This window comes from Klebsiella sp. GB_Kp056 (genome assembly GCF_040064755.1).
In the GTDB taxonomy this organism is placed as follows: Bacteria; Pseudomonadota; Gammaproteobacteria; order Enterobacterales; family Enterobacteriaceae; genus Klebsiella; species Klebsiella quasipneumoniae.
The window spans coordinates 109000-121265 of record NZ_JBEAJA010000053.1 but is presented as its reverse complement, the minus strand read 5'-3'; the positions used below and the strand labels follow the sequence as shown (position 1 = coordinate 121265).

Genomic DNA, 12266 nt, shown 5'->3' with positions numbered 1-12266 from the left:
AACCACTATGAAACGTTTGCCCTTGCTGGCAGCCTTGCCCCTGCTTTGCGCTTCCGCGCTCTCTGCCCAACCGCTGATGTCCGTCGGCTATTTCAACGGCGGCGGCGACGTCACTGCCGGGCCGGGCGGGGATATCGACAAGCTGGACGTCCGGCAGATCACCCATCTCAACTACTCGTTTGGCCTTATCTATAACGATGAAAAAGACGAGACCAACGCAGCCCTGAAGGATCCTGCTCATCTGCACGAGATCTGGCTGTCGCCGAAGGTGCAGGCGGATCTGCAAAAGCTCCCGGCCCTGCGTAAACAGAACCCGGACCTCAAAGTCCTGCTATCGGTCGGCGGCTGGGGAGCGCGCGGTTTCTCCGGCGCGGCGGCAAGCAAAGAAACCCGGAAGGTGTTTATTCAGTCTGCGCAGGAAATTGTTGAAAAATATGGTCTGGATGGGATTGACCTCGACTGGGAGTTTCCGGTCAACGGCGCCTGGGGGCTGGTTGCCAGTCAACCGGCCGATCGCGATAACTTTACCGCGCTGTTAAAAGAGCTGCGCGCAGCGTTTGGTACCAGGAAACTGGTCACTATCGCCGTGGGCGCCAACGCCGAAAGCCCGAAAAGCTGGGTGGACGTTAAAGCGATTGCGTCATCGCTCGACTACATCAACCTGATGACCTACGACATGGCCTACGGCACGCAGTACTTCAACTCGAACCTGTATGACTCCAGCCACTGGCCGACGGTCGCCGCGGCGGATAAATACAGCGCCGATTTTGTGGTCAACAATTACCTGGCCGCCGGGCTTAAACCCAGCCAGATGAACCTCGGGATTGGTTTTTATGGCCGGGTGCCGAAACGGGCGGTCGAGCCGGGGATTGACTGGAGTAAAGCGGATGCGCAAAAGAACCCGGTCACCCAGCCCTATTTTGGTCCACAGCAGATCGCGCTGTTTGCCTCGCTGGGCTATGACCTGAGCAAAGACACCTACGTGAAATACAATGATATCGTGGGCAAATTGCTCAACGATCCGCAGAAACGCTTTACCGAGCACTGGGACGATGAGGCGAAAGTCCCGTGGCTGTCGGTGCAGTCCGCGGAGGGCAATCCGCTGTTCGCCCTCTCCTACGAGAACCCGCGATCGGTGGCCATTAAAGCGGACTACATCAAGGCGAAAGGCCTCGCCGGAGCGATGTTCTGGGAGTATGGCGCCGATGACCAGAACCAGCTGGCCCGCCAGCTGGCGGAATCGCTGGGGATCAAACACTAATCGCGGCTTTTCCGCCGCATCGCCGCCGCCGGGCGGCGTGACGCAGGCAGCATCGCCGGCAATGCAGGTATATCGCGCCGCCCGGGATAGGTTATGATGCCTGTTATCCGCTGCGCCAGGGGCTGGCGCAGCTTAACCGTTTGACAGGAGGCAGGGGGCCATGGCCTATATCCCCAAAAATTACGCACGTCTGGAAGTGGGTTACCGCGAAAAGGCGCTCAAGCTCTTTCCCTGGGTATGCGGACGCTGCTCACGGGAGTTTGTCTACTCCAATCTGCGCGAGCTGACGGTGCACCATATCGATCACGACCACTCCAATAACCCGGAAGATGGCAGCAACTGGGAGATGTTGTGCCTTTACTGTCACGATCACGAACATTCCAAGTACACCGAAGCCGATCAGTATGGCTCCACGGTGGTAGCGGGCGAAGATGCGCAAAAGAGCGTCGGCGAGGCCACCTACAACCCGTTTGCCGACCTGAAAGCGATGATGAATAAAAAGTAAGCAAAGCGACTGGCCGCCGGGCGCGGTCGTTGACGCTACCCTTGTCCGGCGCCGAATCACCCGACGCCGGAACGTCTCCCCGCCGGCCGGCGGTTTATTGCAACTTCAAGGTGGCGATTGGCTTCGGCACAATGCCGAAATCTTCCTTCAGCTGCTGTTTGCTCTTCATCACCATCTGCCCGCGGGTGTCGATGGTCATATGCTGGGCGTCGGTGTTATACCGGGCCTGCCACAGCATCACCAGCTGCAGGCTATTTTCCTTCTGCTCCGGCGTCAGCGCCACGCCATCCGGCCATTTTCCCAGCTCTACCGCCGTCGCCAGACGCTGATACACTTCCGGGGTCATGCTGTCGATAATTTGCTCAATATCCATCTTCCGCTCACCTCCACCTGGAATAATTTGCTGAATCGTTTCTTCAACCCTTGATCTGCTCGCCGTTCTGCTCATCGGTGAAGCTGAGCGACGCCGAATTGACACAATAGCGCTCGCCGGTCGGCTGCGGGCCATCCGGAAACACGTGACCGAGATGGGCATCACAATTTCCGCAGCGGATCTCAATGCGCTGCATGCCGTGGGAGCTGTCGTCCAGATAGCGAATGGCCTCTTCGCTTACCGGCTCGTAGAAGCTCGGCCAGCCGCAGCCGGAGTCGTATTTGGTCTGGGAGTTGAACAGCGGCGCATCGCACACCAGGCAGTGATACACGCCATTTTTCTTGTTGTGCAGCAGCCGTCCGGTGAAAGGCGGTTCGGTGCCATGATGTTGGGTCACGTAAAACTGCATTTCGCTCAAGCCGTTTTTCAGCTCTTCCGGGGAGGGTTTATTCGCCATGGGCTTACATCTCGCTTTGCAATGGACAACTTTCGCCCCAATTCTAACAAAACATTAACAATGAAGCGTACACTTTTGTTCTAAACTTATCCGGTGCCCACAGGCAGCCAGATAATTGTGACTTAAATCACGTTTTTATCTTAAATGCCCTTTAAAATTCCGCGCGCAGCCCCCATATGGAATTGGGCTCAAAGGGAGAGTGAGGCAAATCAATCGCGCAAGGTGTGCTCAGGATTGATTTGTCGCAATGATTGACACGATTCCGCTTGACGCTGCGTAAGGTTTTTGTAATTTTACAGGCAACCTTTTATTCACTAACAAATAGCTGGTGGAATATATGACTATCAAAGTAGGTATCAACGGTTTTGGCCGTATCGGTCGCATTGTTTTCCGTGCTGCTCAGAAACGTTCTGACATCGAGATCGTTGCAATCAACGACCTGTTAGACGCAGAGTACATGGCTTACATGCTGAAGTATGACTCCACTCACGGTCGTTTCGACGGCACCGTTGAAGTGAAAGACGGTCATCTGGTCGTTAACGGTAAAAAAATCCGTGTTACCGCTGAACGTGACCCGGCTAACCTGAAGTGGGACGAAGTTGGTGTTGACGTTGTTGCTGAAGCAACCGGTATCTTCCTGACCGACGAAACCGCTCGTAAACACATCACCGCTGGCGCGAAAAAAGTCGTTCTGACTGGCCCGTCCAAAGACAACACCCCGATGTTCGTTCGCGGCGCTAACTTCGACACTTACGCTGGCCAGGACATCGTTTCCAACGCATCCTGCACCACCAACTGCCTGGCACCGCTGGCTAAAGTCATCAACGACAACTTCGGTATCGTTGAAGGCCTGATGACCACCGTCCACGCAACCACCGCTACTCAGAAAACCGTTGATGGCCCGTCTCACAAAGACTGGCGCGGCGGCCGCGGCGCAGCTCAGAACATCATCCCGTCCTCTACCGGCGCTGCTAAAGCAGTAGGTAAAGTACTGCCAGAACTGAACGGCAAACTGACCGGTATGGCGTTCCGCGTTCCGACTCCGAACGTATCCGTTGTTGACCTGACCGTTCGTCTGGAAAAAGCAGCGTCCTACGAAGAAATCAAGAAAGCTATCAAAGCCGCTTCTGAAGGCGCAATGAAAGGCGTTCTGGGTTACACCGAAGACGACGTTGTTTCTACCGACTTCAACGGCGAAGTTTGCACTTCCGTGTTCGATGCTAAAGCAGGTATCGCACTGAACGACAACTTCGTTAAACTGGTTTCCTGGTACGACAACGAAACTGGCTACTCCAACAAAGTTCTGGACCTGATTGCCCACATCTCCAAATAAGTTGAGATGAAAAAGTAATCTGTAAGAGCGACTTCGGTCGCTCTTTTTTTTGTCTGCAGAGATAGGATTGCACAATGATAAATAAAATTTTTGCTCTCCCGGTGAATGAAACCATTTCGCCCGTTATCTCCCGTCGCCAGCTGGACGACCTGGAGCTGATTGTCATCGACCATCCGCAGGTGAAAGCCTCTGTGGCGCTGCAGGGGGCGCACCTGCTCTCCTGGAAACCCGCCGGTGAAGAAGAAGTCCTGTGGCTGAGCAACAACACCCCATTTAAACAGGGCGTCGCCCTGCGCGGCGGCGTGCCGATTTGCTGGCCGTGGTTTGGCCCATCGGCGCAGCAGGGCCTGCCGTCGCACGGCTTTGCCCGCAACCTGCCGTGGACCCTGGAAGGGCATGATGAAGACGACAGCGGCGTGATGTTGACCTTTGCGCTGCAGAACAGCGCTGAAACCATGAAGCTGTGGCCGCATGAGTTCACCCTCTATGCCCGCTTCAAGCTGGGCAAGACCTGCGAAATCGAGCTGGAAGCCCACGGCGAATTCGAGACCACCTCTGCCCTGCACAGCTACTTCAACGTCGGCGATATCGCGGCGGTGAAAGTGAGCGGTCTTGGCGAGCGCTATATCGATAAAGTGAAGAACGCCGAAGAAGGCGTTCTGAACAACGGCGTGCAGACCTTCCCGGATCGTACCGACCGCGTCTATCTCGACGCCGAAGGCTGCAGCGTGATCCACGACGACGCGCTCAGCCGCACGATCGACGTGGTGCATCATCATCAGCACAACGTGGTGGCCTGGAACCCGGGCCCGGCGCTGTCCGTCAGCATGGGCGACATGCCGGACGATGGCTATAAAACCTTCGTTTGCGTCGAAACCTGCTGCGTGACCCAGCCGCAGAAAGCCAGTGAAGAGACCCCGTCTCGCCTGGCGCAAACCATCAGCGTGAAAAAACGCTAACCGCAAAAAGCCCCGTTTGTCACGGGGCTTTTCTCTTCTCCACCTGGATGCTCTGTGGGTTAAACCATATCCAACCGGGTTTTCCGCGGCGGCGGCGGATAGAGGCGGTCCAGCTGCGCAAGCTCTTGCGGGCTGAGAACGATATCAAGCGCGGCGGCATTCTGCACCACATGCTCGATAGTCGCCGCTTTCGGGATCGCCAGCATTCCCGGATGACGAATCACCCAGGCCAGCAGCAGCTGCGCCACCGTCACGCCCCGCGCGTTAGCCATATTGATGATATCGGTATGCTGAAAAAGTCCATCGCGTAAGCGCCCCGCCTGCGCCAGCGGGCAATAGGCCATCACCGGCAGGGTGTGCTGCTGGCACCAGGGCAGGAGATCGTATTCAATGCCCCGCGACGCGAGATGATAGAGCACCTGGTTGGTGGCGCAGCGTTCGCCGCCCGCCGTGCGCCACAACGCCTGCATATCGTCGGTGTCCAGATTGGAGACGCCCCAACGGCGGATTTTGCCCTCGGCCACCAGCCTTTCCATTGCCTCGATCGTCTCCTGCAGGGGGATATCGCCCCGCCAGTGCAGGAGATACATATCCAGATAGTCGGTCTGCAGCCGGCGCAGACTGTTTTCACAGGCGCGGCGCATCGCCGCTCCGCCGGCGTGCCAGGGATAGACTTTAGAGACCAGCGTCACCCGGTCGCGCAGGCCGCGGATCGCCTGGCCCACCACCTCCTCCGCCCCGCCGTCGGCATACATCTCCGCGGTATCGATTACCGTCAGGCCATGGTCGATGCCCGCGCGCAGTGCAGCCACCTCCTGCTGACGCTGCGCCGCGTTCTCGCCCATATACCAGGTTCCCAGCCCGATGGCCGGAACTGCCGCCTGCTCGCCAAAGCATACTGTTTTTTTCACCATCGTCTCCTTCTTCGCGCCCTGCACCACCCTAAAGCAAAACAGGGCGCGAAGCCCTGTTTTGATGCATAAAGCGCACTGTAATAATGCACAATCAGAAGGTGTAGGTGATCCCGGTTGAGATCAGACCGCTCCAGGATTTGTCCACCATCGGGCTATCGGTAATTTCATCCGACAGACGCGTGTAGCGCGCAATACCGTATACGCTCCAGTCGCCGAGGAAGCGATAGTTGGCCGCCAGCTCCAGATACGGGTTCCAGCTGCTATCCGGATCGTAGCTGCGCATCCCGCTGCGACGGGACTCATGCTGCGAGACGCCATAGTAGTATTCGTTCTGATTGTCGCTGTTCCACTCGACGCCAATGCCCGGCGTCAGCGTCAGGTTCCCGTTGGTGTAGCGGTACAGCCAGGCGAGATCCCAGTTGATACCGTTGCTGTTATCCAGCGTATCGCCGGCAATCGTCGTGCGCAGGAAGCCATAGGGCGTGTTGTGGACATAAGAAAGACCGGCCATCACGGTCGATTTACGTTTATCCAGGCGACGCATTTGTTCGCTATCGCTGTCGCCCGGCTTGAAGTACATCGGCGACCAGTAGGCCGTTATCGACAGCTTATCGTTGGTGTCATTCCACAGGTAGTAACCCCCGCCCAGACCGTGGAACCAGAAGTTATCGCTCTCATAACTAATGACCGGCACCGGATAAACATCCGCATCATACTGCTTGTACGGATGCTCAACGATGCCGACGCCAGCCCCAAGCGTGAACTTCCCATCGGCATGCGCCGCGCTGGCGGAGGTCGCAATCAGCACGCCGAGTGCCAGAAGTTTGATTTTAGTCACAATCCATATTCCCGTTGTCAAATAATCAGCCCGTGCAGTTTACCGTCGTAGGTCTCATGCCTCAAATTCTTTACCCGATATGACACAAATCGTTCACTTTCCCACCCTTCTCTTACCATCTGGTGACAGCCCGATGACAGCTTCACGTCCCGGCGAATCAAAAAGCGTCTTTTTCAGGATGAGTTATTGATATGTCATTGAAATTGATTTTCTGCGGCATGCAAGATTTCTAAATGCATCTACGCTTAAATTTAGAAGGTGTAATTGCAGGGCACATTCACGCTACCCCACCCGCAACCTGGCATAAGGGTTGCTGGATACCAGGAGAGCGATGTTCAGCTTATGTCTTCCGGGGGCCCCCACTATTCATATGAACGGCTCTCAACCTGTGCTAAAAAACGAAAGGACGGCATGCCATGAATATATTCGATCACTATCGCCAGCGCTATGAAGCTGCCAAGGACGAAGAGTTCACACTGCAGGAGTTTCTTACCATCTGCCGGCAAGATCGCAGTGCCTATGCCAATGCGGCAGAACGTCTGTTGATGGCCATTGGTGAACCCGTCATGGTTGATACGGCTCTCGAGCCGCGGCTATCCCGTCTCTTTTCAAACCGGGTCATCGCACGCTATCCGGCGTTTGAAGAGTTTTACGGTATGGAAGACGCCATTGAGCAGATCGTTTCCTACCTCAAGCATGCCGCCCAGGGGCTGGAAGAGAAGAAACAGATCCTCTATCTGCTGGGACCGGTGGGCGGTGGTAAATCATCGCTGGCTGAACGGCTGAAAGCCCTGATGCAGCGCGTGCCTATCTATGTGCTGAGCGCCAACGGCGAGCGCAGCCCGGTTAACGATCACCCGCTGTGCCTGTTCAATCCGCAGGAGGATGCGCAGATCCTTCAGAAAGAGTATGGCGTCCCTACCCGCTATCTCGGCACCATTATGTCGCCGTGGGCGGCCAAACGCCTGCATGAGTTTGGCGGCGATATCACGAAATTCCGCGTGGTCAAAGTCTGGCCATCGATTCTTGAGCAGGTCGCCATCGCCAAAACCGAACCGGGCGATGAGAACAACCAGGATATTTCGGCGCTGGTGGGTAAAGTGGATATCCGTAAGCTGGAGCACTATGCGCAGAACGACCCGGACGCCTACGGCTACTCCGGTGCGCTGTGCCGCGCCAACCAGGGGATCATGGAGTTCGTCGAGATGTTTAAAGCGCCGATCAAGGTGCTGCATCCGCTGCTGACCGCGACCCAGGAGGGTAACTATAACGGGACCGAAGGGATCTCCGCCCTGCCGTTTAACGGGATCATCCTTGCCCACTCCAACGAATCGGAATGGGTGACCTTCCGTAATAACAAAAACAATGAGGCCTTCCTCGACCGCGTCTATATCGTCAAAGTGCCTTATTGCCTGCGGATCTCCGAAGAGATCCGTATCTATGAAAAACTGCTCAACAGCAGCGAACTGACGCATGCGCCATGCGCCCCGGGCACTCTGGAAACGCTGGCGCGCTTCTCGATTCTGTCGCGCCTGAAAGAGCCGGAAAACTCGAGCATCTACTCGAAAATGCGGGTCTATGACGGCGAGAGCCTGAAGGATACCGACCCGAAAGCGAAATCCTATCAGGAGTATCGCGACTATGCCGGGGTGGATGAAGGGATGAACGGGCTCTCCACCCGCTTTGCCTTTAAGATCCTCTCAAGGGTGTTTAACTTCGACCATGTTGAAGTGGCGGCCAACCCGGTGCATCTGTTCTATGTGCTGGAGCAGCAGATTGAGCGCGAACAGTTCCCGCAGGAGCAGGCCGAGCGCTATCTGGAGTTCCTCAAAGGCTATCTGATCCCGAAATACGCCGAGTTTATCGGCAAAGAGATCCAGACCGCTTATCTGGAATCCTACTCCGAGTACGGGCAGAACATTTTCGATCGCTATGTCACCTACGCTGACTTCTGGATCCAGGATCAGGAATACCGCGATCCGGACACCGGGCAGCTGTTTGACCGTGAATCGTTGAATGCCGAGCTGGAGAAAATTGAGAAGCCGGCCGGGATCAGCAACCCGAAAGACTTCCGTAATGAAATCGTCAACTTTGTGCTGCGCGCCAGAGCCAACAACAGCGGACGTAATCCGAACTGGACCAGCTATGAGAAACTGCGCACGGTTATTGAGAAGAAAATGTTCTCCAATACCGAAGAGCTGTTGCCGGTCATTTCGTTTAACGCCAAAACCTCAACCGATGAGCAGAAAAAACACGACGACTTTGTCGACCGCATGATGGAGAAAGGCTACACCCGCAAACAGGTTCGCCTGCTGTGCGAGTGGTACCTGCGGGTTCGTAAATCGTCCTGATGCGTCCAGCCCGGCGGTGCGCCGCCGGGCCAACTGTAGCTGAATGATGATAAGTAAAGTTGGCTAATGCAGTACAGGAGGGCATATGACCTGGTTCATAGACCGACGCCTGAACGGGAAAAACAAAAGCGCCGTCAATCGTCAGCGCTTTTTGCGCCGTTATAAGGCGCAGATTAAACAGTCGATCTCCGAGGCCATCAACAAGCGCTCGGTGACTGATATTGAGAGCGGAGAATCCGTCTCGATCCCGACGGACGATATCAACGAGCCGATGTTTCATCAGGGTCGCGGCGGGCTGCGCAACCGCGTCCACCCGGGCAACGACCATTTCGTGCAAAACGACCGCATCGAACGCCCGCAAGGGGGCGGCGGCGGCGGGGGCGGCGGTCAGGGGCAAGCCAGCGCCGATGGCGAAGGGAAGGATGAGTTTGTCTTCCAGATTTCGAAAGATGAGTACCTGGATCTGCTGTTCGAAGATCTCGCTCTGCCGAACCTGAAGAAAAATCAGCACCGGCAGCTGAACGAGTTTAAAACCCATCGCGCGGGCTTTACCTCTAACGGGGTGCCGGCCAACATCAGCGTGGTGCGTTCGCTGCAGAACTCGCTGGCCCGCCGGACGGCGATGACCGCCGGCAAGCGCCGTGAACTGCGCGCCCTGGAGGAGGATCTGGAGACCATCAGCCGCAGCGAACCGGTGCAGCTGCTGGAGGAGGAGCGCCTGCGCAAAGAGATTGCCGAACTGCGGGCTAAAATTGAACGGGTGCCGTTTATCGACACCTTTGACTTGCGCTACAAAAATTACGAAAAACGGCCGGAGCCCTCCAGCCAGGCGGTAATGTTCTGCCTGATGGACGTCTCAGGCTCGATGGACCAGGCCACCAAAGACATGGCCAAGCGCTTTTATATCCTGCTGTATTTGTTCCTCAGCCGGACCTATAAAAACGTCGATGTGGTCTACATCCGCCACCATACTCAGGCGAAAGAGGTGGATGAACACGAGTTCTTCTACTCTCAGGAGACCGGCGGCACCATCGTCTCCAGCGCCCTGAAGCTGATGGATGAAGTGGTGCAGGCGCGTTATGACCCGGCGCAGTGGAACATCTACGCCGCCCAGGCGTCGGATGGCGACAACTGGGCCGACGACTCCCCGCTGTGCCACGAACTGCTGGCGAAGAAAATTCTGCCAGTGGTCCGTTATTACAGCTATATCGAAATTACCCGCCGGGCGCATCAGACCCTGTGGCGCGAGTATGAACACCTGCAGGCGACCTTTGATAATTTCGCCATGCAGCATATCCGCGACCAGGAGGATATCTACCCGGTATTCCGCGAACTGTTTCACAAACAATCGTCTAAAAGTGAAGCGTAGTGAAATACTCAGCCAGTGAGTCGAGTGACTTGCTGGCTATTTTCCTCAGACACAAGGCCCGATGGCACAGCCATACATCATGTAAAACGGAAACAACGGGGCCATGGCGACGGCGCCAAGCGAGCTAATCGTTTTGGTCTTATCATTGATTGATACCACAACGGGGTGCGCTAACTGGTAGGCGGCGGCCAGATCTGACGCGTCCGATGCCGTCCAAAATCCTGTCGCTTTAAACAACACCCCGAGGCGATCGTTATCAATCTGCACCGCATGATACTGATTCACCAGCTCGCTATGCTGCCCGGCATCCAGTTTGCGCTGATCCATCACCACCAGATATTCCGCCGTCACCTCATGTTGTTCCACGACAAAGTTAACCCGCACGCCGGAAGCCTGTTGGTGAAAGCGCTCATAAAAGGTCTTATAACGCTGATATTCCTCAGGCACACCGTCACGGACAAAGCGGTAACTGTATTTCGCTGAGCTGGCGACAATACCGGACTCTGTGGGTTTCATCGCCACAATGGTATCCCGAGGCGGCAAGTTTGGCGCGCTGGTACAGCCTGCGAGCATCGCCACTACGACCAGCGATAAGATATATTTGACCATTTTCAGCCGTTCCTGTTCGCGGTTTTTTCTATGACATCTGGCGTTTTTTTTAACACTACAGGTACAAATCCCTAACCCTGTGTATCATAACTGCCTAATCTGCTTCAAACATTCGCGCGATCGTCAGCATTGAACTGTTTCTACTCTCAGGAGCCTGCTATGACCCCTTTTTATCAATTGACGGCTACCCGCCTGCGCGGACAGCCCCTCTCCATGGCTGACTATGCTGGCAAGGTGGTTCTGGTGGTGAATACGGCCAGCCATTGTGGCTTCACGCCGCAATATGCTGGCCTTGAAGCGCTCTACAAAAAGTACGCGGCTCAGGGGCTGGTTGTGCTTGGGTTCCCCTGCAACCAGTTTGGCAAGCAGGAACCCGGCGGTGCGGATGAAATCGAGCAGACCTGTCACGTTAACTACGGCGTGAGCTTCCCGATGTTTGAGAAAGTGGACGTCAATGGCCCCGCCGCGCATCCGCTGTTTCGTTATTTGAAACAAGCGTTGCCCGGCGTGCTCGGCAAACGGATCAAGTGGAATTTCACCAAGTTCCTCATCGGTCGCGACGGCACTCCCCTCACGCGTTTTGCGCCGTTCACGACGCCGGAGAAAATGGAAGCCGCCATTGTTGCCGCACTCAAACGCTAAGTGTTCCTGTCATTCCACGCTCGCCCAACGGTGGCTGGCTGCCCATGCAAGATAGAGGTCGATCTCACGCGGCCAGCAACCGTCTGTGGTTGGCCTAACTTCCGCCTGCCCGACACGCAGCCTACAGCGGCGACACGGCCTCAACCTCATGCTGAAACACGTAGGGGTCGGAGAGCAGTTCGAATACTTCGTCGTCCGGATAGGTGACCGCGACGTGATAGTCTTCGCCTGCGAAGGCTTTGACCGCCGCGAGATCCTGCCAGTAGGTGGCGAGAAAGAAATGCGCCCATTCGCCCTGGTTTTCCCGGCGCACCAGCGCGCCCCTGTTGCCGGAGATACCCCGGGCGTGTTCCACGCCGGTCCGCTCAAGGTGCTTTGCAAACCCCTCGGCATGTTGCAATGGCACACAGCCGTGCCAGGTCCTGACAATCATTTGCGTTCTCCTGTGGTAATCAACCTCTCACCCTAACATCGACAGGCATTTTTGGGGGAGCGCAACAAGGCGGCGCTGGCAACAACACAAAATTATTTTGCCGGACGGGGATATCCCCTCACTCTGCAGTATTTTCGACTGCGGCGCAGCATTGGGCCGAATATTGCGCGGTGAGTATGACTGTTAGCGGGCGCGGAAAAAATCGTGGCTCGTCAGCCCCGG

Annotated in this window: 14 protein-coding genes; 8 read left to right on the top strand and 6 right to left on the bottom strand. The window is 56.1% G+C overall.

What is annotated here, in order from left to right; genetic code table 11:
* The first annotated feature begins 7 nt into the window (after positions 1 to 7).
* Positions 8 to 1261 carry a glycoside hydrolase family 18 protein gene (locus tag ABLV52_RS14225; protein WP_348890530.1) on the top strand — a complete coding sequence of 418 codons (1254 nt, stop codon included), beginning with the start codon at positions 8 to 10 and terminating at the stop codon, positions 1259 to 1261.
* Between the two features lie 160 nt (positions 1262 to 1421).
* Complete coding sequence (yajD, locus tag ABLV52_RS14220; RefSeq protein ID WP_002901254.1) at positions 1422 to 1766, top strand: HNH nuclease YajD; 345 nt, start codon at positions 1422 to 1424, stop codon at positions 1764 to 1766.
* A 94-nt stretch (positions 1767 to 1860) separates the two neighbouring features.
* On the opposite strand, the gene ABLV52_RS14215 is transcribed toward yajD, so the two are convergent.
* Complete coding sequence (locus ABLV52_RS14215; protein ID WP_348890529.1) at positions 1861 to 2139, bottom strand: YeaC family protein; 279 nt, start codon at positions 2137 to 2139, stop codon at positions 1861 to 1863.
* A 43-nt stretch (positions 2140 to 2182) separates the two neighbouring features.
* Positions 2183 to 2596: a peptide-methionine (R)-S-oxide reductase MsrB gene (gene msrB, locus ABLV52_RS14210; protein ID WP_004203786.1), complete on the bottom strand. Its 414-nt coding sequence runs from the start codon at positions 2594 to 2596 to the stop codon at positions 2183 to 2185.
* A gap of 337 nt (positions 2597 to 2933) precedes the next feature.
* Between msrB and gapA the strand changes: the two genes are divergently transcribed.
* Positions 2934 to 3929, top strand: coding sequence for a glyceraldehyde-3-phosphate dehydrogenase (gapA, locus tag ABLV52_RS14205; RefSeq protein WP_004203784.1), 996 nt, complete (start codon positions 2934 to 2936; stop codon positions 3927 to 3929).
* 74 nt (positions 3930 to 4003) lie between these two features.
* Positions 4004 to 4888, top strand: coding sequence for a D-hexose-6-phosphate mutarotase (locus ABLV52_RS14200; RefSeq protein WP_023289274.1), 885 nt, complete (start codon positions 4004 to 4006; stop codon positions 4886 to 4888).
* Between the two features lie 59 nt (positions 4889 to 4947).
* Here the strand turns inward: ABLV52_RS14200 and ABLV52_RS14195 are convergent, their stop codons facing one another.
* Together ABLV52_RS14195 and ABLV52_RS14190 are read right to left on the bottom strand one after the other, a co-directional pair.
* Entirely contained in the window at positions 4948 to 5802 is an 855-nt protein-coding gene (locus ABLV52_RS14195) for an aldo/keto reductase (protein WP_348890528.1), read from the bottom strand.
* 91 nt (positions 5803 to 5893) lie between these two features.
* Positions 5894 to 6640: a MipA/OmpV family protein gene (locus tag ABLV52_RS14190; RefSeq protein ID WP_023289272.1), complete on the bottom strand. Its 747-nt coding sequence runs from the start codon at positions 6638 to 6640 to the stop codon at positions 5894 to 5896.
* Between the two features lie 416 nt (positions 6641 to 7056).
* Here ABLV52_RS14190 and yeaG point away from each other — a divergent pair, with 416 nt between their 5' ends.
* Positions 7057 to 8991 (top strand): protein kinase YeaG, encoded by a 1935-nt coding sequence (yeaG, locus tag ABLV52_RS14185; protein ID WP_004203779.1) that lies wholly within the window; start codon positions 7057 to 7059, stop codon positions 8989 to 8991.
* Positions 8992 to 9076: 85 nt separating this feature from the next.
* A complete protein-coding gene (locus tag ABLV52_RS14180) occupies positions 9077 to 10360 on the top strand; it encodes a YeaH/YhbH family protein (protein ID WP_012968476.1) in 1284 nt (427 codons plus the stop codon).
* A gap of 45 nt (positions 10361 to 10405) precedes the next feature.
* On the opposite strand, the gene ABLV52_RS14175 is transcribed toward ABLV52_RS14180, so the two are convergent.
* On the bottom strand, positions 10406 to 10969 hold the full coding sequence (locus ABLV52_RS14175) for a hypothetical protein (RefSeq protein WP_044522300.1): 564 nt from the start codon (positions 10967 to 10969) through the stop codon (positions 10406 to 10408).
* A 159-nt stretch (positions 10970 to 11128) separates the two neighbouring features.
* Between ABLV52_RS14175 and ABLV52_RS14170 the strand changes: the two genes are divergently transcribed.
* Positions 11129 to 11611 carry a glutathione peroxidase gene (locus tag ABLV52_RS14170; protein WP_048297307.1) on the top strand — a complete coding sequence of 161 codons (483 nt, stop codon included), beginning with the start codon at positions 11129 to 11131 and terminating at the stop codon, positions 11609 to 11611.
* 121 nt (positions 11612 to 11732) lie between these two features.
* Here ABLV52_RS14170 and ABLV52_RS14165 read toward each other — a convergent pair whose 3' ends face one another.
* Positions 11733 to 12044: a hypothetical protein gene (locus ABLV52_RS14165; protein ID WP_044522295.1), complete on the bottom strand. Its 312-nt coding sequence runs from the start codon at positions 12042 to 12044 to the stop codon at positions 11733 to 11735.
* 91 nt (positions 12045 to 12135) lie between these two features.
* On the opposite strand from ABLV52_RS14165, the gene ABLV52_RS14160 reads away from it, so the two are divergent.
* Entirely contained in the window at positions 12136 to 12231 is a 96-nt protein-coding gene (locus ABLV52_RS14160) for a hypothetical protein (protein WP_224222709.1), read from the top strand.
* The last annotated feature ends 35 nt before the right edge of the window (positions 12232 to 12266 follow it).